The sequence below is a fragment of the Pseudomonas vanderleydeniana genome (assembly GCF_014268755.2).
GTDB classification, from domain to species: Bacteria; Pseudomonadota; Gammaproteobacteria; order Pseudomonadales; family Pseudomonadaceae; genus Aquipseudomonas; species Aquipseudomonas vanderleydeniana.
Genome location: NZ_CP077093.1, coordinates 1,245,531 through 1,263,958 on the forward strand (window position 1 = coordinate 1,245,531; position 18,428 = coordinate 1,263,958).

An 18,428-nucleotide genomic window follows, 5' to 3' on the forward strand; every position below is an offset into this window, starting at 1 on the left:
GAGTTGTAGGAAAAAACTGCGCTTCTGACTCATCCTTCCGAAGTTGGACGGTCAGGGAGAGGGCAATTCCTGCAATTCTGGCGGGTAGCGCAAAGGCGACGTACCGGGACGTCGCCTTTGCGGGACCTTACTTGCTGACGCTGACGCCGTAGAACGAGTTCAAGCCGAACGGGCTGATCTTGAAGTCCTTCACGGTAGCGCTCATGGGCTGATACACCGTCGAGTGCGCGATAGGTGTATACGGGACGTCATCCTTGAGGATGTGCTGGGCCTGCTTGTACAGCTCGGTGCGCTTGGCCTGGTCGGAGGTCGACTTGGCTTCCTTCATCAGGCTGTCGTATTTCGGTGTGCAGTACTTCGAGAAGTTGTTGCCGTTGATGGCGTCGCAACCGAACAGTACGTTCAGCCAGTTGTCCGGGTCACCGTTGTCACCGCTCCAGCCGATGATCATCGCCTGCTGCTCGCCGGCCTTGGCACGCTTGAGGTATTCACCCCACTCGTAGCTGACGATCTTCACGTTCAGGCCGATGTTCTTCCAGTCGGACTGGAGCATTTCGGCCATCAGCTTGGCGTTCGGGTTGTACGGACGCTGGACCGGCATGGCCCACAGCTTGATCTCGGTGCCTTCCTTGATGCCCGCTTCCTTGAGCAGTTGCTTGGCCTTCTCGGGATCGTACTTGGCATCCTTGATGGTGGTGTCGTAGGACCACTGGGTCGGCGGCATGGCGTTGACGGCCAGCTGGCCGGCGCCCTGGTAGACCGACTCGATGATCTGCGGCTTGTTCACGGCCATGTCCAGCGCCTGGCGAACGCGCAGGTCGGCCAGCGGGTTGGCGGCGGTCTCGCCCTTGAGGACCGGCATCACGTTATAGGCGATATAGCCCAGGTTGAAGCCAGCCTGGCTCGGCATCTGCAGTTTCGGATCGGCCTTGAGTGGCGCGAGGTCGGCCGGGCGTGGGTAGACGCTGACCTGGCATTCATTCTTCTTGAGTTTCTGCATCCGCACCGAGGCGTCGGTGGTGATGGCGAAGATCAGGTTGTCGATCTTCACGTCCTCGGGCTTCCAGTACTCCTTGTTCCCGGTGTAGCGGATGTTGGAGTCCTTCTGGTAGCTCTTGAACACGAACGGACCGGTACCGATCGGCTTCTGGTTGATGTCGCTGGCCTTGCCTTCCTTGAGCAGCTTGTCGGCGTACTCGGCGGACTGGATGGAGGCGAAGCTCATGGCCAGGTTCTGGATGAAGGCGGCATCAACGGTCTTGAGGGTGAACTTGACGGTATGGTCGTCGAGCTTTTCCACCTTGGCGATGTTGGTGTCCATCCCCATGTCGGTGAAGTACGGGAACTCGGTCGGGTAGGCCTTGCGGAACGGCATGTCCTTGTCGAGCATGCGGTTGAAGGTGAACAGCACGTCGTCGGCGTTGAAATTGCGCGTCGGCTTGAAGTAATCGGTGGTGTGGAACTTGACCCCTTCACGCAGGTGGAAGGTGTAGGTCAGGCCATCGGGCGAAATGTCCCAACTGGTTGCCAGGCCAGGAATCACGGCGGTGCCGCCACGTTCGAACTGGCTCAGACGGTTGAAGACGGTTTCGGCAGAGGCGTCGAAGTCGGTTCCGGCGGTGTATTGGCCTGGATCGAAACCGGCCGGGCTCCCTTCGGAGCAGTACACCAGGTTGGTCGCTGCGAGGGCGAACGGTGCGCTGGCCAAGAGGCCTGCGCCAACTAAAAACGGAATGACTGCTTTTTTAAGCATTGGTGGCCTCATGATTTGTTGTCATTTTTGGTTGTGAGGACGACCTCGTGAGTCGACCTGCGGATACTTATGCAGGCCCTGTACCCATTGCAAGATGCAGAGAGGTCGCAAGTCTCAAAGTGTGGCACGAACGTACACGAATGTCGCAATTGTGTAAAAGTTGACGCATTTGACCGTTTGCACAGGTTTTTTCCGGTGCAGGCGGCGCACTGCAAGTGGGCAACCGGGGCGTTTGGCGCACCCGGTTGGGGCGTTGCTGTTACTTATCGAGACTTACCCCGTAGAACGGCGTGAGGCCAAATGGGCTGATCCTGAAGTCGCGTACTTCCTTGCGCAGCGGCTGGAACACCGTCGAGTTGGCGATCGGGGTGATGGGCACCTGTTCCTTGAGGATCTTCTGCGCCTGCTGGTAGAGCTTCACCCGCTCGTCGCGGTTGCTGGACAGCTTGGCCTTCTGGACCAGCTTGTCATAGTCCGGGTTGCACCACTTGGCGTAGTTGCTGCCCTTGACCGCCGCGCAGCTGTACAGCACCCCGAGCCAGTTGTCCGGGTCACCGTTGTCGCCGGTCCAGCCATAGATCATCACGTCGTGCTCGCCATTCTTGGCGCGCTTGATGTACTCGCCCCATTCGTAGCTGACGATGTTGGCCTTGATCCCGACCTTGGCCCAGTCCTGCTGGATCATCTGTGCCGACATCCGCGCATTCGGGTTCGAGGCGCGTTGCACGGTCATTGCCCACAGGTCGATGCTGGTGCCGGGCGCGACGCCGGCTTCCTTGAGCAGCGCCTTGGCCTTGGTCGGATCGTAGGGCGCATCCTTGATGTTCGGGTCGAACGACCACTGCGCCGGCGGCAGGGCGTTCTGTGCCAGTTGCCCGGCGCCCTGGTACACCGCCTTGATGATCGCCGGCTTGTCGATCGCCATGTCCAGTGCCTGGCGGACCTTGAGCTGGTCCAGCGGTTTGTGGGTCACGTTGTAGGCCAGGAAGCCCAGGTTGAAGCCGGCCTGTTGCAGCACCTGCAGGTTCGGGTCCTGCTTCATCACCTCGATGTCGGCCGGGCGCGGGTAGCCGCTGACCTGGCATTCACCGGCCTTGAGCTTCTGCAGGCGGGCGGCGGCATCCGGGGTGATGGCGAAGACCAGGTTGTCGAGCTTGACGTCCTCGGGTTTCCAGTAGGCCTTGTTGGCGCTGTAGCGGATCTGCGCATCCTTCTGGTAGCGCTTGAACACGAACGGCCCGGTGCCCACCGGTTTCTGGTTGAGTTCTTCGGCCTTGCCTTCCTTGAGCAGCTTGCCGGCGTATTCGGCGGACTGGATGGAGGCGAAGCTCATCGCCAGGTTCTGGACGAAGGCCGCATCGACATTGTTCAGGTTGAAGCGCACGGTGTTGCCGTCGAGTTTCTCGATGCTCTTGATCGTGGTGTCCAGGCCCATGTCGGTGAAGTACGGCGACTCGGAAGGGTAGGCCTTGCGGAACGGCATGTCCTTGTCGAGCAGGCGATTGAAGGTGAACAGCACGTCGTCGGCGTCGAAGTCGCGGCTCGGGGTGAAATAGTCGGTGGTATGGAATTTCACGCCCTGGCGCAGGTGGAAGGTGTAGGCCAGGCCATCCGGGGAAACCTCCCAGCTCGTGGCGAGGCCGGGCTCGACTTCGGTGCCGCCGCGCTTGAACTGGGTCAGGCGGTTGAACACGGTTTCCGCCGAGGCGTCGAAGTCGGTACCGCTGGTGTACTGGCTGGGGTCGAAACCGGCCGGGCTGGCCTCCGAGCAGTAGACCAGGGTGCTGGCGGCCTGGGCCAGTGGTGCGCAGGCCAGCAGGCCGGCAGCAAGGAGCAGCGGTTTGAATACGGTTCTTTCCATGGAATCCCCTGGGAGTGCTTTTCAACGGGCAAAAAAAAACGGCGGTCACCGAGGTTACCGCCGTTGCGGGCCGCTTAGAAAGCACCTGGAGGGGCTTTCTCCAGGCTTATTGCAGGACTTCGATCACGCCGTCGGCGCTCATCTTCACCTCACTGGTACCGGCTTCGACTTCCGGTGCCGGTGCGGAATCCATCGCGGCCGCCTTCATCATCATCGGCGCACGGGCGTAGGGCTGTGGATAACCGCCGCTGTTGAGGTTCAGGTTGACGATCTTGTAGCTCTTGCCGCCGAGCGCCTCGGTGGCGATCTGGGCGCGGGCCTTGAACGCGTTGACCGCATCCTTGAGCAGGGCGTCCTCGCTGGTCTTGCGCGCCGTGTTGGAGATGGTGAAGTTCATGCTGTCCATCTTCAGGGTCTGCATCAGGTCGCCGGTCAGCTTGGACAGGGCGGCGAAGTCGGCACTTTCCAGGCGCAGTTCGGCGCGCTCCTGCCAGCCGGTGATCTTCTGGGTCTTGCTGTCGTAGATCGGGTAGCTGTTGCGCGAGCCCTGGCGCAGGGTCACGGCCTTCACTTCACGGGCCTCGCCGAGAGCCTTGTTCAGGGTGGTGGTGATCTGCGCGGCGAGCTTCGCCGGGTCGGCGTTCTGCGCCTCGGTGTAGAGGGTGACGATCATCAGGTCGCGCGCCACTTCCTGGCTGGCTTCGGCACGCAGGGAGACCTGGTTGTAATGAAGCTCATCGGCAGCCAACGCCGGCAGGCTGGCCAGGGTGGCGGTGCTGAGGGCGAGCAGGGTGGCGCTGCGAGTGAACCGTTGCATAGAAACTCCTTGGGGTACGGGACGCGATGATCGGCGGGCGAGGTCGCGTGAACCCATGAGACTCTAGCGGTTATCGTCGGTTTCACCCAATTACAACTTCGATACATATGTAAGCCGATGTTGTCGGGAGATGTGGCCGTTTGCCGCACTTTTCCCAGCCGGGTGCCCGGCTTGGGTATACTTGCCGGGTCCGCCTGGAGCGCTCATCAGGAGAGCTCATGCTCGCCCCCTTTCAATTGCTGTCCGCGACTCGCCAGAACCTCTGGCGCCTGACGTTCATCCGTATCCTGGTGCTGGCTGCCCAGGCCGGTTCGGTAGGCATCGCCTACGGCTTCGAACTGCTGCCGCTGCCCTGGCTGCAGCTGTGGACCACGCTGGCCTGCTCGGCGGTGCTGTGTGCCTTCACCGTGGTGCGCCTGCGCACCACCTGGCCGGTCACCGAGCTCGAATACGCCGTGCAACTGGCCTGCGACCTGTTCATCCACAGTGCCCTGCTGTACTTCTCCGGGGGGTCGACCAACCCCTTCGTTTCCTACTACCTGGTACCGCTGACCATCGCCGCAGTGACCTTGCCCTGGCGTTTCTCGCTGGCGCTCTCCGGTGTCGCGCTGGCGCTGTACACCCTGCTGCTGGTGCAGTTCTACCCGCTGGAAACCCTGCCGATCTCGCGTGAGAAGTTGCAGATCTACGGCATGTGGCTGAGCTTCGCCCTGGCGGCCGCAGTGATCACCTTCTTCGCCGCGAAAATGGCCGAGGAACTGCGGCGCCAGGAAGAACTGCGCGCCCTGCGCCGCGAGGAAGGGCTGCGCGACCAGCAACTGCTGGCCGTGGCCACCCAGGCCGCGGGTGCCGCCCACGAACTGGGCACGCCGCTGGCGACCATGAGCGTGCTGCTCAAGGAAATGCGCCAGGACCACCCGGACCCGTTGCTCCAGGATGACCTGAGCGTGCTCCAGGATCAGGTCAAGCTGTGCAAGGAAACCCTGCAGCAACTGGTGCGCGCGGCCGAGGCCAATCGCCGCCTGGCGGTCGAGATGCAGGACGTCACTGTCTGGCTCGACGAGGCGCTGAACCGCTGGCACCTGATGCGTCCGGAAGCCAGTTATCGCTTCCAGCGCCTCGGCCAGGGCGAGGTGCCGCGCCTGGCGCCGCCGCCGGACCTGACCCAGGCCCTGCTCAACCTGTTGAACAACGCGGCCGACGCCTGCCCCGAGGGCCTGGAGGTGCGACTCGACTGGGACGAGGAGAACTTCACCATCAGTATTCGCGACCACGGCGCCGGTGTGCCGCTGGCCATTGCCGAGCAGATCGGCAAACCGTTCTTTACCACCAAGGGCAAAGGCTTCGGCCTCGGCCTGTTCTTGAGCAAGGCCAGCGTGACACGCGCCGGCGGCTCGGTGAAACTCTACAGTCATGAGGAAGGTGGCACGCTCACCGAGCTGCGCCTGCCCCGTGTTGCCCGAGGAGACGAAGCATGAGTGACGAGATCCAGGTCGAAGGCGAGGAACTGCCGCACCTGTTGCTGGTGGACGACGACGCCACCTTTACCCGTGTGATGGCGCGGGCCATGAGCCGCCGCGGTTTCCGCGTCAGCATCGCCGGTTCCGCCGAAGAGGGGCTGATCCTGGCCCAGCAGGACGTGCCGGACTACGCCGCCCTGGACCTGAAGATGGACGGCGATTCCGGCCTGGTGCTGCTGCCCAAGCTGCTGGAGCTGGACCCGGAGATGCGCGTGCTGATCCTGACCGGCTATTCCAGCATCGCCACTGCCGTCGAGGCGATCAAGCGCGGTGCCTGCAACTACCTGTGCAAGCCGGCGGATGCCGACGATGTGCTGGCGGCGCTGCTGTCCGAGCACGCCGACCTCGACACCCTGGTGCCGGAAAACCCGATGTCGGTGGACCGCCTGCAGTGGGAGCACATCCAGCGCGTACTGACCGAGCACGAAGGCAATATCTCCGCGACCGCCCGTGCGCTGGGCATGCACCGGCGGACCTTGCAGCGCAAGTTGCAGAAGCGGCCGGTGCGCCGCTGAACTGGCGCTGAACGGAACCCTTTCAATCTGCACGCCTGCATGGGCGAATCATCTATGATCGGTTGGTGAAATTTCTTACGCCAACCGAGCCTTAGAATGACTAAGAACGCTGAATATTCCGCGGTCAACGATGCAGTAAAAGGGCATTTCTTTCGTAGGGTCTGGCAGCTGGCCTCGCCTTACTGGCGCAGCGAAGAGAAGGGCAAGGCCTGGCTGCTGCTGATCAGCGTGGTCGTGCTGACGCTGTTCAGCGTCGGCATCTCGGTCTGGCTCAACAGTTGGTACAAGGATTTCTACAACGCGCTGCAGGAAAAGAACAGCGAGGCCTTCTGGCACCTGATCCTGTATTTCGGCGTGATTGCCGCCGTCGCCATCCTGGGTGCGGTCTACCGCCTGTACCTGACCCAGATGCTGACCATCAGTTGGCGCCGCTGGCTGACCGAGCAGCATTTCAAGCGCTGGCTCGAGCACAAGAACTACTACCAGATGGAGTCGGGCGGACACACCGACAACCCGGACCAGCGGCTGAGCGAAGACCTCAACAACTTCACCAGCGACACCTTGACCCTGACCCTGGGATTGTTCCGCACGGTGGTCAGCCTGGTGTCGTTCTCGATCATCCTCTGGGGCGTCTCGGGCAGCATCGAGGTCTTCGGCCTCACCATTCCCGGCTACATGTTCTGGTGCGCCTTTCTCTACGCGGCCGTCGGCAGTTGGCTGACGCGGGTGATCGGCAGCAACCTGATCCCGCTGAACAACCAGCAACAGCGCTTCGAGGCCGACCTGCGTTTCTCCCTGGTGCGAGTGCGCGAGAACGCCGAAAGCATCGCGCTGTACGATGGCGAACCGAACGAGAAACAACGCCTGGGCAGCCGCTTCGGCAAGGTCTGGTCGAACTACTGGGCGCTGATGCGGGTGACCAAGCGGCTGACGTTCTTCACGGCCGGCTACGCGCAGATCGCGATCATCTTCCCCTTCATCGTTGCCGCGCCACGCTACTTCGCCGGCAAGATCCAGCTGGGCGAGCTGATGCAGATCAACTCGGCCTTTGGCAACGTGCAGGAAAACTTCAGCTGGTTCATCGACGCCTATTCGAACATCGCCGTTTGGAAAGCCACTTGTGATCGTCTGTTGAGTTTCCGCCAAGCCATGCTCGACAACGAGGAACGCGTCGCGGCAATCGACGTGCAGGCCCAGGGCGATACCCTGCAGGTGAGCAACCTGGCGCTGGACCTGGCGGATGGCCGGCACCTGCTGGCCGGTGCCAGCATGACGGTGGCTGCGGGCGAACGGCTGATGCTCAGCGGGCGGTCCGGCAGCGGCAAGAGCACCCTGCTGCGGGCCATGGGCAAGCTCTGGCCACGAGGTTCCGGCAGCATCCGCCTGCCGGCGGCACGTTCGCTGTTCCTGCCGCAGAAACCCTACCTGCCGATTGGCAGCCTGCGCGAGGTGATGAGTTATCCACAGTCCGGCGATGCTTATCCGGACCCGCGTTATCAGGAGGTGCTGCAGACCTGCCGCCTGACGCATCTTGCCGGCCGGCTGGATGAGAGCAATCATTGGCAGCGGATGTTGTCGCCGGGAGAGCAACAACGCCTGGCTTTCGCCCGGGCACTGCTGTATGCCCCGCAATGGCTGTTCCTCGATGAAGCCACGGCGGCCATGGACGAGGAAGACGAAGCGGCGTTGTACCAGGCATTGATCGACCAGATCCCCGGCCTGAGTATTGTCAGCGTTGGCCACCGCAGCAGCCTGAACAAGTTCCATCCGCGGCATTTGCGTATCGAACAGGGACATCTGGTCACTCAAGAGCCCGTCGGCGCATAGTCAGACGGTGATCGTACAACCTGGTTGAGCTATGATGGGGCTCAGCCGTTCAGCCGAGATAGATGTTCGATATGGAAAACCAGAGCGCCGCGCTCCGCGCACCTCGTAAGCGCCGCAGTCTTGCCCAGGAATTGGTCACGGTCCTGACCGAGCAGATCCGTGATGGTCAACTCAAGCGCGGCGACAAGCTGCCTACCGAGTCGGCGATCATGGATGCCCATGGGGTCAGCCGCACGGTGGTGCGCGAGGCCATTTCCCGCCTGCAGGCGGCGGGGCAGGTGGAAACCCGCCACGGTATCGGCACTTTCGTCCTGGACACGCCGAGCCCGAGCGGTTTCCGGATCGACCCGGCCACGGTGGTGACCCTGCGCGATGTGCTGGCGATCCTCGAGCTGCGTATCAGCCTGGAAGTGGAATCGGCCGGTCTCGCAGCGCAGCGGCGTTCGCCCGAGCAACTGGAAGCGATGCGCGCGGCACTGGATGCGCTGAACGACAGCGTGTCCCATGCCAGCGATGCGGTGGCCTCGGATTTCCAGTTCCACCTGCAGATCGCCCTGGCTACCGGCAACCGCTATTTCACCGACATCATGACCCACCTGGGTACCAGCATCATCCCGCGGACCCGCCTGAACTCCGCGCGCCTGGCCCATGACGACCAGCAACACTACATGAACCGGCTGGGCCGCGAGCACGAGGAAATCTACGAAGCGATCGCCCGCCAGGACTCCGATGCGGCACGGGCGGCGATGCGCCTGCACCTGACCAACAGCCGCGAGCGGTTGCGCCAGGCCCACGAAGAGGCCGAGGCGCAGAACTAGTGGCCTGTACGGTTAGTTCGGATACCCAAACCCTTGGACTCGAAGTTGAGTATGCGAATTAGCCACATAGGCCACTAGCAGGCTTGCGTTATCTTTTTTGCGGGCAAGCCCTGCTCCCATGATCACAGCAACCTGTAGGAGCAGGGCTTGCCCGCGAAAAAACGATAACGCCTTTCAACTGGCTGCCTAGGCCCCCAGGATCGTCCGATCCACCCGTATCGCCCAGCGTGTGGCTGTCGCTGACACCTCGAACAGCACTTTCCCGGTTTCATCCGCCTTTGCCCGGGCGACGGCCACGCCGTCGGCCAGCAGTTCCAGCGGCATATCCTTGAGCGACTGGCCGGACGCCAGTTCGAATCTTGCGGTAAAGGTCATCGCTGATCTCCTTGTCATTGATGGTTGTCGATAAAGGTCGTGGCCGGGTTGCCCAGTGTGCCGATCAGTTCGGGCGAGCCACCGCGGAACTGGCGGAACACGTTGCGTGCCGTTGCGCCGACGGCGGCATCGAACGGCACGTTCAGGGTCGGTTGGAAACGATCGGTCAGCTCGGCATAGGCGGTCCAGGGACCGGTGTAGGATTCATCCAGCCCCTTGCCGTGGCTGAAGGCGTAGCGCACCGCATTGCCTGGCAACCAGTTCGGTTCACTGGCGGTATGGCTCTGCCAGCCATCGGCCTGGATCGTCGGGGCCACGCCGGGCGGGTTCAGGTAGCCGGCGGGTTTGTTCGGCTTGTAGTCCTTGAGCAGCAGATAGGTACTCCAGCCCCACCAGCTATCGCTTTGATGGCGATCATTGAGGTCATTGACGTCCTGGCGCCGCAGCACGGTCTTGCCCTTGAGGGCGAACAGTGGCGCGAAGTTCAGCCGGTCCTGGCCGTCTGCGACCTTGACCAGGTCCGGCACCGAGCGCAGGGCGGCATAGCTTTCCAGTGGCGTGACGACTCCGCTGAGATAGGCCGCGAATACCTCGTCCGCCGACTGTTGTACCGCTTGCTTGACCTGATGACGGTTGCTGTTGTCGAGGGTGTCGAAGTAACGCTTGTCGCCGTAGCAGTTCCACTGTTCACCCCGGGCGTTGCCGACTTTCAGACCGTATTGGCTGTCCTCGTCGTGCATGAACCGCGAGATCAGCGAGCCGACGTCACTCGGGGTGACGCTGTCGGCCAGTTGCTTGCGGGGGACGCGCAGGTGCCCGGCGGAGAACAGGTCGGTGAGGAAGTGGTCGGCAAAGGCGTTCATCGCATAGGCCAGTTCCAGGTCCTGGTCCTTGCCGCTCTGGCGGGCCACCAGGGCCTGCTGCAACGCCACCGCATGCCCGGCCTGGTAGGCGAGCAGGGCCCATTCGCCGAAGTGGTCCCAGTTGCTGGCGGCCAGCTTCAGGTAGCGGCCCAGCGGGAAGAGGGGCGAGGCAATGCTGCCGCCACCCGTGATCCTGTTCCATTCGCCCGACAGGGTATCGCCGAGTTCATCGTAGGCTTCGTGTGGTTGCCGGCCGTCCCTGATCGCCTGGTTGGCGGCGTTGATTTCGGTCTTCATCACTTGCAGGATTTTCTGTGCCTCTTCGCGCGAGGCAGGCAGTACGGCCAGCGAGTCGAAGGCTGCACGAAAGCGTGCCTGGCGTTCCTGCGGGGTGCCGCCGTCGGCGATTGGCCGATCCGGAATGCCGTAGAAGTCGCCGCCCAGGGCAATCACCTGGCCGTAGGTCAGGGCCAGGCCGTTGTTCAGATGCAATTGCACCTGCCAGGCGGGAATGGCCGGGGCGTTCTCGGCGAAACGCAGCAGGGTGCCGTCGCCGATCGCGGTGTGTTCACCGCCTTCGAAGCGAACCTGTGGCGACGCCTTGAGCCCGCTACCTGGCCCGCTCGGCAAGTGTTCGGGGCGGTGGTACTTGACGGTGTGATGTCCTTCGGCGAGCAGGACGATGTGGCTGCCGTCGCCGGGGAGGGTAATGCCCTGTTCGTTGAACAGGTCGTCCAGTGCGGCAATCAGCTTGCCGTCGTGCAGCAGGTTCTGCTGCTGCGTGCGTTCAATGGCTGACATTTCTAGCTCCTTGATATGTCATCGTTTTGTTCAATTTAACTGTATATTTGTACAGTTAAATCTGATCATAGATGGAATAATTCCTACGTCAAGGACTGAAAAGTCTGTGAGATCGCCTGACCGATAGCAGTTGACCTTTATAATTTAAGTTGTACGATGACGTACGACTTGGCGATGCCGTCGCGTCGTTTTCATCACAACGTGCTTTCCAGGGTGTTCGAAGAATGAATCCACAAGAACTGAAGTCCATCCTCTCCTCCGGACTGCTGTCTTTCCCGGTTACCGATTTCAATGCCCAGGGCGACTTCCATCGCGCTGGCTATATCAAGCGCCTGGAATGGCTGGCGCCGTACGGTGCAACGGCCCTGTTCGCTGCGGGCGGTACCGGTGAGTTCTTCTCCCTGGCGGCCAGTGAATACTCCGAAGTGGTGAAAACCGCGGTCGACACCTGCTCGGGCAGCGTACCGATCCTCGCCGGTGTCGGTGGCTCCACCCGCCAGGCCATCGAATATGCACAGGAAGCCGAGCGCCTGGGCGCCAAGGGCCTGCTGCTGCTGCCGCACTACCTGACCGAAGCCAGCCAGGACGGCGTGGCCGCCCACGTCGAGGCCGTGTGCAAATCGGTGAAAATCGGCGTGGTGGTGTACAACCGCAACGTCTGCCGCCTGAACGCCGACCTGCTGGAAAAGCTGGCCGAGCGCTGCCCTAACCTGATCGGCTACAAGGATGGCCTGGGTGATATCGAGCTGATGGTGTCGATTCGTCGCCGCCTGGGTGATCGTTTCAGCTACCTGGGCGGCCTGCCGACCGCTGAAGTCTATGCGGCGGCCTACAAGGCCCTGGGCGTACCGGTCTACTCGTCGGCGGTGTTCAACTTCATCCCGAAAACCGCGATGGACTTCTACAACGCCATTGCCCGCGATGACCATGCCACCGTCAGCAAGATCATCGATGACTTCTTCCTGCCGTACCTGGACATCCGTAACCGCAAGGCCGGCTATGCCGTGAGCATCGTCAAGGCCGGTGCGAAGATCGCCGGCTACGACGCAGGCCCGGTGCGTACCCCGCTGACCGACCTGACCGCGCAGGAGTACGAGGCCCTGGCCGCCCTGATCGACAAGCAGGGCGCCCAGTAACCGGCCCGGCCAGCCAGGGCCGTGCATCGCGCACGGCCCTGGATCAGAACACCGACCAGCCGATCCGCTGGCTCAGCAGTTCCAGTGCCGCCATCCCCACCAGCGAGTTGCCGGCGCTGTTCAGCTCGGGCGACCACACGCAGATGGTGAACCGTCCCGGGACCACCGCGACAATCCCGCCCCCCACGCCGCTCTTGCCCGGCAGGCCGACCCGGTAGGCAAAATTGCCGGCCTCATCGTACAACCCGCTGGTCGCCATGATCGAGTTGACCTGCTGCGTCTGGCGCGGTGTCAGGACCTGCTCGCCGCTGTGCTTGCAGAAGCCGTCGTTGGCCAGGAAGCCGAAGGCGCGGGCCAGGTCGATGCAATTCATGCGCAGGGCGCAATGGCTGAAATAGCTGCGCAGCACCGTCTCCACATCGTTGTGAAAGTTGCCGAACGACTGCATCAGGTAGGCCATTGCCGCGTTACGGGCGCGATGCTGGTATTCCGAATCGGCGACCTTGCCGTCGACCATCACCTGCATGTTGCCGGACAGGCGTCGCACGAAGTCGCGCATCGACAGGGTCGGGGCGGCGAAGCGCGACTGGTTGATGTCGCAGATCACCAGGGCCCCGGCATTGATGAAGGGGTTGCGCGGACGTCCGCGTTCGAACTCCAGCTGCACCAGCGAGTTGAACGGTTGGCCGGACGGTTCGTGACCCAGGCGCTCCCAGATCGCTTCGCCGGAGTGGTTGATCGCCTGGACCAGGCTGAACACCTTGGAAATACTCTGGATCGAGAAGGGCGTCTGCGCATCGCCGGCGTAGTACAGCTCGCCGTCGTTGCCGTAGACGGCGACGCCCAATTGGTTGGCCGGCACATCGGCCAGCGCCGGGATGTAATTGGCCACCTTGCCCTGGCCGATCAGGGGACGCACTTCATCGAGGATTTCGTTCAACAGCGCTTGCATGCTCGGGCTCGCAGTCACTTCCCGCGGGGTTGCGGGACTACAAGCAGCTAGACGCCCGGCGCAGGCTTTGGAGCACAGTCTTTGTTGCCGAGCAAGCGCCTTGCTCTGTGCTAGAGTGCCCTGCCAAGCGCCCTGGAGCCTGCCATGCCCGTTTCGATCCGCCATGCCGCGACATTGTTGATGTTCGCCGGACTGCCCCTGACCGTCGATGCCGCGCCGAGCCCGCCCCTGCACGCGCAGTACCTGCCGCCGGATGACCTGTCGCTGCGCAGCGCCGAGCCCGAGCAGCAACAGCTGCTGCAGGTCACCGAGTATTCGGTGGTGATCGGCAGCCAGCGCCAGTCCAACCAGCAGCCGATCCCGGTGACCTCGCCGCTGCTGGTGCGCCTCAAGGGCAAGCCGCTGAGTAAGGGGGCCACCGTCAGCCAGGTGCTGATCAGCTTCGACGGCGAGAGCAAGAGCCTGAAAAAGCCGATGTTCGACGAGGCGAGCAAGACCCTCAACCTGTATTACCCGCTGACCCAGTACCGGGTGGTCATGGACCTTTTGCGTAACGATACGGTGTACTGCCAGTTCCTGAGCTACGCCAACGGTCATATCTGGGCCGACCTGCATACCGGATCAGTTCGTACTCGTTGAGACCGGAGCAGATGCGGGGGTAAACTGCCCGCCCCGTGTAATATCTGTGGCTGGAGCCGGTAATGCGCAAAGACAAGAAACAGGTGATTGGTGACGAGATCGGCGATGCGCAGATCAAGTTGTTCCTCGACTTCGAACCGGCCGATGCGACTTCGCCGTCCCTGCACAAGCTGATCAAGGCCTACCGCGGCCTGCGCATCGATGATTTCGAGCGTTTCCTGGTGTTCTTCAAGGAAGCCGGCTACGACCTCGACGGCAAGGACGAGCATGGCCAGGACTTCGTCGCCCTGATCCAGGACCAGCGCAACGCGCCGGACTACATCGAGCTGATCAACAACGCTCGCGGCTGAGTTTTCCACAGCCGAAAAAAAACGCCCCGGACCTCAACAGGCCGGGGCGTTTTTCATGCTGCGAAGACCTCAGGCGTAGCTTTCGGTCTCGCTGCTCGGCTCCACCAGCTCCAGGCTGATGTTGTTCTGGGCATTGATCTGGCGATACAGCGCCGCATCGGTAGCCAGGGCCTTCTCCCGTGCCGGGAAGATTTCCTGGAGCTTGGCGGCCCACTCACCCTTGGCCTTGTCGGCGAAGCAGCGTTCGATCAGTTCCAGCATGATCGAGACGGTCACCGAGGCACCTGGCGAGGCGCCGAGCAGGGCGGCCAGCGAGCCGTCGCCGGCTGCAACCAGTTCGGTACCGAACTGCAGCACGCCCCCCTTTTTCGGGTCCTTCTTGATGATCTGCACCCGCTGGCCGGCCACTTCCAGGCGCCAGTCCTCGGCTTTCGCCTCAGGGTAGAAGCGGCGCAGGGAGTCCAGGCGCTGTTCCATCGACTGGCGCACTTCGCTGATCAGGTACTTGGTCAGGTCCATGTTGTCCCGGGCCACGGCCAGCATCGGGCCGATGTTGCCGGCACGGATCGAGCCCGGCAGGTCGAACAGCGAACCGTGCTTGAGGAACTTGGTGGTGAAGCCGGCGTAGGGTCCGAACAGCAGGGACTTCTTGCCATCGACCACGCGGGTGTCCAGGTGCGGCACGGACATCGGTGGCGAGCCCACGGCCGCCTGGCTGTAGACCTTGGCCTGGTGATGCTTGACCACTTCCGGGTTGTCGCAACGCAGCCACTGGCCGCTGACCGGGAAGCCGCCGAAGCCCTTGCCTTCCTCGATACCCGAAGCCTGCAGCAGGGGCAATGCAGCGCCACCGGCACCGAGGAAGACGAACTTGGCGTCGACTTCACGGCTGCTGCCGCTGTTCACGTCCTTGATGCTCACGGTCCAGCCGTTGCCATTACGCTTGAGGCCGGTCACGCGCTTGCAGTACTTGACCTGGGTGCCCGGGGCGCTGGTCAGGTGGTTGAGCAACTGGTTGGTCAGCGCGCCGAAGTTCACGTCGGTGCCCTTGAGCACGCGGGTCGCGGCGATCGGCTGGTCGACCGGACGGCCCGGCATCATCAATGGCATCCATTCGGCCATCTTCGCCCGGTCTTCGGTGTATTCCATCTCGGCGAAGGCGTGGTGCTGGTGCAGCACCTCGAAACGCTTCTTCAGGAAGCCGATGTCCTTCTCGCCCTGGACGAAGCTCAGGTGCGGCACCGGGCTGATGAACGACTTGCACGAGCCGAAGGTGTCTTTCTTGGCCAGGTAGGCCCAGAACTGCTTGGACACCTCGAACTGGCTGTTGATGTGCACGGCTTTCTTGATGTCGACGGAACCGTCGGCAGCCTGTGGCGTGTAGTTCAGCTCGCACAGCCCGGCGTGGCCGGTCCCGGCGTTGTTCCACGGGTTGGAACTCTCGGCGGCACCGGAGTCCATCAGCTCGACGACTTCCAGCTTGATCGCGGGGTCGAGCTCCTTGAGCAGCACCGCGAGGGTCGCACTCATGATGCCAGCCCCAACCAGGACCACATCAACTGCTTCGTTATGCGCCATTAACGCGTCTCCAAAATCTGCAGCACCACATTGACGGCATGGCCGCCAGGAATTGACAGGGCAACTTCAGCCCGGTGTCACTCATGGCCAGGTTCGCCATGTCCGATTTTTCGCAATTCTTTGCAACTTCAGCGGACGCTGTCGGTGGGCTTGAGGTGCGTATGAACGCATTTCAGGCAACCTCCGGCAATTCGACTTATGGTCGAGGGCATCCGTTCGTGCAACCAAATCCGTAGTCGGACAGGCTCAAGCCCCTGCCTGGGAATATCGGGTCCTGTTTGATCGAGTCGCTAGCGACGTTGATGGTGCATTTCCAGAGGCAAAACTTTTCATTTGCTCGCCACACTCTCGTGAAGTAGTGAATACCCGTTTTTTCACGCTCTTTTGAAGACGTGAACCTCAAAAAAGGGCTGCCGCGGCCTATCACCGGGCCCGCGAAGCAAATGCCGGCCTGAAAGGGGCTGGCGTACGGGCAAACAGCTCAGTGAACGAGCACAAAGGCAGCTCTGGCAGATTCGGTAAAACGGTGGGTTGCAGGTGCAGCAGCAAGCACGCCGACTTCACTCGATCTGTGTGGGCGGCTCTCTGTGGGCGGTGCGGGGGACCAATGCAGGTGCATCGGCGGTACTGCGAGGCCCGATCAGGAGACGTCCTTATAATCGGGGGGAGATTGTAACCAAGAAATGCGCAGAAATGACCCTGTTGAATGACTTTTATTAGCCATCTGGTCAGATGGTCAACGGCAGGGCCCGCCGCGAGTGCTGCGTGCGGGGGCTGACACGGGCACTGGCAGGCAGTGGCTGGTGCATCCAGGCCAGGCGGATTTCCTCGACTTCGACCCAGCCGTCACCCGACGGAGGCAGGTCGCACTGCTTGAAGGCCTGGCAGCGGCCGTCGGCGCCGAGCCGGGCGAAGCTGCGCTTGGGCTTGCGGGGGAAGAACAGCTGCCAGAGGAATTCCATCATCACGTTACCGGTTGTCCCGTTATGGTTGTGATGCTGGGGGAGGGCGGTTACGTGCTCGTGTAAGGACGGTGAATTAAATGTGACACGAGCGCCCGGGATGCCCTGTCCGGGCGCGTTGCGGGGCGATGTCTGGTTAGCGGCGCACGTGCGCGGCTATACTGACGGCCTGATTGTGCCTAGTCCTTGGAGAGATGCGCATGTTGCAACGCCTGTTGTTCGGTTTGATCACTGTGACCAGCCTGACCCTGGTCGGCTGTGCCAACAGTCCTCAGCAGCTTAGCCCGCAACCCACGCTCACTACCCAGCTCGCCCCGGTGGGACATGGTCAGCAAGTGGTCGTTAGGGTGGTCGACGGTCGTCGCTCGCCGGTACTGGGGACCCGTGGTGGCCTCTACCCTGAAACCAGCGCCATTACCGTCCAGGGCGCCGACCTGGTGCCAAGGCTGCAGGCCCAGGCCGAAGCCGCTGTCCGTCTGCTGGGCTTCACCCCGACGCCGAATGCGATGAACGCCCCGACCCTGACGGTGACCCTGTCGGACCTGACCTACCAGTCGCCGAAGGACACCACCTACGTGACCGAGGCCACCATCGGTGCGAACTTCCGTTCCGACGTGACCAACGCCAACCAGCGCTACAGCGGCCAGTACGGCGCATCGCTGAACCAGCGCTTCGGCATGGCGCCGAACGAGCAGACCAACACCAAGCTGATCAGCGACGTGCTGAGCGACGCGTTGACCCGGGTCTTCAAGGACCCGAGCATCGGTCGCCTGCTGAGCCAGTAACCTGGTGCGGTAACGAAAAAGCCCGGCTGTCGAAGCCGGGCTTTTTATTGCGTGTCTGGTCATGGCCTGCCGTTCGTCAGGCGGCTTCGATATGAAAGTCCAGCAGGCTTACACCGGTCGTCAGGTCGGCTTCCGGCAGGTCGGCATGCTGATGGCCACCGAGGGCGCAATAGACCAGCCAGTGGCGGTCCTGGACGTTGAACGACATGGCGTCGACCAGGGCTTCCTGTTCCTCGCTGGGAGCGATCAGGTACAGGCGATCCTGGTTGTTGGCGTGCAGCATGACAAGCTCCGTGAATAATCGAGGGCGACAGGGTGGCCTGTTAAGGTGACGTTCAGGTGACAGCGCAAATTAATCCGTAAATTGTATGAAGCCGGACACAGGAAACTGTAACGCACGGGTGTTCCCATACCTGAGTGCGCGGCGACGGCTACCCGCCGTTTGTCGGGTGTTCGTAAAGGCGCGGGTTACCTGAGGGTTCATGATGTCGTTGCAACTGATCTGGAGCGCATTCGCCGGTCATCCGGCCAAGTGGCTCAACCTGTTTGCCTTGCTGGTGGCCTGTCCGGGGGCGTGGCTGTTGCAGCTCACACGCCGCCGCGAGCAGCGGGCGCTGGAACAGCTGGAGATGCAGAGTGAAGGGCGGTCGATCGATCAGCCGCTGCTGTTGCTCGACTCACGGGTGGTGCGAGCGAACCGGTTCTTCTACCGGTTCGGCTTCGCGTGCCTGGCGGTGGCGCTGCTGGTGTCCTGGATCAGCACCCGGTTGTAGAGCCTACCCTTGCCTGGGCATGGCTTTCCGGTGAATGGCCACCTTTGGCCAATTGTCGGAGTACCGCCTGCAGCCAACCGGCTGGCCTGTGGGAGCGGGCTTG

At 62.3% G+C, this 18,428-nt stretch carries 18 protein-coding genes; 9 read left to right on the plus strand and 9 right to left on the minus strand.

Going from position 1 to position 18,428, the window contains the following annotated elements:
• Positions 1 to 127: 127 nt before the first annotated feature.
• The 3 genes from HU752_RS05545 to HU752_RS05555 form a co-directional block, all read right to left on the minus strand.
• Positions 128 to 1,753 (minus strand): ABC transporter substrate-binding protein, encoded by a 1,626-nt coding sequence (locus HU752_RS05545; RefSeq protein WP_189656752.1) that lies wholly within the window; start codon positions 1,751 to 1,753, stop codon positions 128 to 130.
• Between the two features lie 259 nt (positions 1,754 to 2,012).
• Positions 2,013 to 3,614, minus strand: coding sequence for an ABC transporter substrate-binding protein (locus tag HU752_RS05550; RefSeq protein ID WP_186686236.1), 1,602 nt, complete (start codon positions 3,612 to 3,614; stop codon positions 2,013 to 2,015).
• Positions 3,615 to 3,720: 106 nt separating this feature from the next.
• Positions 3,721 to 4,431, minus strand: coding sequence for an SIMPL domain-containing protein (locus HU752_RS05555; RefSeq protein ID WP_186686234.1), 711 nt, complete (start codon positions 4,429 to 4,431; stop codon positions 3,721 to 3,723).
• Between the two features lie 218 nt (positions 4,432 to 4,649).
• Between HU752_RS05555 and HU752_RS05560 the strand changes: the two genes are divergently transcribed.
• From HU752_RS05560 to HU752_RS05575, 4 genes are all read left to right on the plus strand, one after another.
• Positions 4,650 to 5,909: an ATP-binding protein gene (locus HU752_RS05560; RefSeq protein WP_186686226.1), complete on the plus strand. Its 1,260-nt coding sequence runs from the start codon at positions 4,650 to 4,652 to the stop codon at positions 5,907 to 5,909.
• Positions 5,906 to 6,466, plus strand: coding sequence for a response regulator transcription factor (locus tag HU752_RS05565; RefSeq protein ID WP_186686225.1), 561 nt, complete (start codon positions 5,906 to 5,908; stop codon positions 6,464 to 6,466). Before HU752_RS05560 ends, HU752_RS05565 begins: the two co-directional genes overlap by 4 nt.
• A 96-nt stretch (positions 6,467 to 6,562) precedes the next feature.
• Positions 6,563 to 8,293, plus strand: a complete 1,731-nt coding sequence (locus tag HU752_RS05570; RefSeq protein WP_186686223.1) for an ABC transporter ATP-binding protein/permease — start codon at positions 6,563 to 6,565, stop codon at positions 8,291 to 8,293.
• Between the two features lie 71 nt (positions 8,294 to 8,364).
• Complete coding sequence (locus HU752_RS05575) at positions 8,365 to 9,111, plus strand: FadR/GntR family transcriptional regulator (RefSeq protein WP_186686220.1); 747 nt, start codon at positions 8,365 to 8,367, stop codon at positions 9,109 to 9,111.
• A 186-nt stretch (positions 9,112 to 9,297) separates the two neighbouring features.
• Here the strand turns inward: HU752_RS05575 and HU752_RS05580 are convergent, their stop codons facing one another.
• Positions 9,298 to 9,486: a hypothetical protein gene (locus HU752_RS05580; RefSeq protein ID WP_186686218.1), complete on the minus strand. Its 189-nt coding sequence runs from the start codon at positions 9,484 to 9,486 to the stop codon at positions 9,298 to 9,300.
• A gap of 14 nt (positions 9,487 to 9,500) precedes the next feature.
• Positions 9,501 to 11,150 carry a phospholipase gene (locus tag HU752_RS05585; protein ID WP_186686216.1) on the minus strand — a complete coding sequence of 550 codons (1,650 nt, stop codon included), beginning with the start codon at positions 11,148 to 11,150 and terminating at the stop codon, positions 9,501 to 9,503.
• 224 nt (positions 11,151 to 11,374) lie between these two features.
• On the opposite strand from HU752_RS05585, the gene kdgD reads away from it, so the two are divergent.
• Positions 11,375 to 12,286, plus strand: coding sequence for a 5-dehydro-4-deoxyglucarate dehydratase (gene kdgD / locus HU752_RS05590; RefSeq protein WP_186686214.1), 912 nt, complete (start codon positions 11,375 to 11,377; stop codon positions 12,284 to 12,286).
• A 43-nt stretch (positions 12,287 to 12,329) separates the two neighbouring features.
• Here kdgD and glsB read toward each other — a convergent pair whose 3' ends face one another.
• On the minus strand, positions 12,330 to 13,238 hold the full coding sequence (gene glsB, locus HU752_RS05595; RefSeq protein WP_186686212.1) for a glutaminase B: 909 nt from the start codon (positions 13,236 to 13,238) through the stop codon (positions 12,330 to 12,332).
• 144 nt (positions 13,239 to 13,382) lie between these two features.
• On the opposite strand from glsB, the gene HU752_RS05600 reads away from it, so the two are divergent.
• Both HU752_RS05600 and HU752_RS05605 read left to right on the plus strand, forming a co-directional pair.
• The gene (locus tag HU752_RS05600) at positions 13,383 to 13,877 is read left to right on the plus strand and encodes a hypothetical protein (RefSeq protein WP_186686210.1); all 495 of its coding nucleotides are present in this window, start codon (positions 13,383 to 13,385) and stop codon (positions 13,875 to 13,877) included.
• Positions 13,878 to 13,939: 62 nt separating this feature from the next.
• A complete protein-coding gene (locus HU752_RS05605) occupies positions 13,940 to 14,227 on the plus strand; it encodes a PA4642 family protein (RefSeq protein ID WP_186686208.1) in 288 nt (95 codons plus the stop codon).
• A gap of 69 nt (positions 14,228 to 14,296) precedes the next feature.
• Here the strand turns inward: HU752_RS05605 and mqo are convergent, their stop codons facing one another.
• Positions 14,297 to 15,805: a malate dehydrogenase (quinone) gene (mqo, locus tag HU752_RS05610; RefSeq protein WP_186686205.1), complete on the minus strand. Its 1,509-nt coding sequence runs from the start codon at positions 15,803 to 15,805 to the stop codon at positions 14,297 to 14,299.
• A gap of 728 nt (positions 15,806 to 16,533) precedes the next feature.
• Positions 16,534 to 16,767, minus strand: coding sequence for a hypothetical protein (locus HU752_RS05615; protein WP_186686388.1), 234 nt, complete (start codon positions 16,765 to 16,767; stop codon positions 16,534 to 16,536).
• A 200-nt stretch (positions 16,768 to 16,967) separates the two neighbouring features.
• Between HU752_RS05615 and HU752_RS05620 the strand changes: the two genes are divergently transcribed.
• On the plus strand, positions 16,968 to 17,552 hold the full coding sequence (locus tag HU752_RS05620; protein ID WP_186686195.1) for a YajG family lipoprotein: 585 nt from the start codon (positions 16,968 to 16,970) through the stop codon (positions 17,550 to 17,552).
• A gap of 76 nt (positions 17,553 to 17,628) precedes the next feature.
• Here HU752_RS05620 and HU752_RS05625 read toward each other — a convergent pair whose 3' ends face one another.
• Positions 17,629 to 17,835, minus strand: a complete 207-nt coding sequence (locus HU752_RS05625) for a hypothetical protein (protein ID WP_186686192.1) — start codon at positions 17,833 to 17,835, stop codon at positions 17,629 to 17,631.
• A gap of 202 nt (positions 17,836 to 18,037) precedes the next feature.
• Between HU752_RS05625 and HU752_RS05630 the strand changes: the two genes are divergently transcribed.
• The gene (locus tag HU752_RS05630; protein ID WP_186686386.1) at positions 18,038 to 18,325 is read left to right on the plus strand and encodes a hypothetical protein; all 288 of its coding nucleotides are present in this window, start codon (positions 18,038 to 18,040) and stop codon (positions 18,323 to 18,325) included.
• Positions 18,326 to 18,428: the final 103 nt, after the last annotated feature.

Bases quoted from the DNA above. Each gene is read 5' to 3' on its own strand.
- HU752_RS05545 (WP_189656752.1), bottom strand. From the start codon at position 1,753: ATGCTTAAAAAAGCAGTCATTCCGTTTTTAGTTGGCGCAGGCCTCTTG.
- HU752_RS05550 (WP_186686236.1), bottom strand. From the start codon at position 3,614: ATGGAAAGAACCGTATTCAAACCGCTGCTCCTTGCTGCCGGCCTGCTG.
- HU752_RS05555 (WP_186686234.1), bottom strand. From the start codon at position 4,431: ATGCAACGGTTCACTCGCAGCGCCACCCTGCTCGCCCTCAGCACCGCC.
- HU752_RS05560 (WP_186686226.1), top strand. From the start codon at position 4,650: ATGCTCGCCCCCTTTCAATTGCTGTCCGCGACTCGCCAGAACCTCTGG.
- HU752_RS05565 (WP_186686225.1), top strand. From the start codon at position 5,906: ATGAGTGACGAGATCCAGGTCGAAGGCGAGGAACTGCCGCACCTGTTG.
- HU752_RS05570 (WP_186686223.1), top strand. From the start codon at position 6,563: ATGACTAAGAACGCTGAATATTCCGCGGTCAACGATGCAGTAAAAGGG.
- HU752_RS05575 (WP_186686220.1), top strand. From the start codon at position 8,365: ATGGAAAACCAGAGCGCCGCGCTCCGCGCACCTCGTAAGCGCCGCAGT.
- HU752_RS05580 (WP_186686218.1), bottom strand. From the start codon at position 9,486: ATGACCTTTACCGCAAGATTCGAACTGGCGTCCGGCCAGTCGCTCAAG.
- HU752_RS05585 (WP_186686216.1), bottom strand. From the start codon at position 11,150: ATGTCAGCCATTGAACGCACGCAGCAGCAGAACCTGCTGCACGACGGC.
- kdgD (WP_186686214.1), top strand. From the start codon at position 11,375: ATGAATCCACAAGAACTGAAGTCCATCCTCTCCTCCGGACTGCTGTCT.
- glsB (WP_186686212.1), bottom strand. From the start codon at position 13,238: ATGCAAGCGCTGTTGAACGAAATCCTCGATGAAGTGCGTCCCCTGATC.
- HU752_RS05600 (WP_186686210.1), top strand. From the start codon at position 13,383: ATGCCCGTTTCGATCCGCCATGCCGCGACATTGTTGATGTTCGCCGGA.
- HU752_RS05605 (WP_186686208.1), top strand. From the start codon at position 13,940: ATGCGCAAAGACAAGAAACAGGTGATTGGTGACGAGATCGGCGATGCG.
- mqo (WP_186686205.1), bottom strand. From the start codon at position 15,805: ATGGCGCATAACGAAGCAGTTGATGTGGTCCTGGTTGGGGCTGGCATC.
- HU752_RS05615 (WP_186686388.1), bottom strand. From the start codon at position 16,767: ATGGAATTCCTCTGGCAGCTGTTCTTCCCCCGCAAGCCCAAGCGCAGC.
- HU752_RS05620 (WP_186686195.1), top strand. From the start codon at position 16,968: ATGTTGCAACGCCTGTTGTTCGGTTTGATCACTGTGACCAGCCTGACC.
- HU752_RS05625 (WP_186686192.1), bottom strand. From the start codon at position 17,835: ATGCTGCACGCCAACAACCAGGATCGCCTGTACCTGATCGCTCCCAGC.
- HU752_RS05630 (WP_186686386.1), top strand. From the start codon at position 18,038: ATGTCGTTGCAACTGATCTGGAGCGCATTCGCCGGTCATCCGGCCAAG.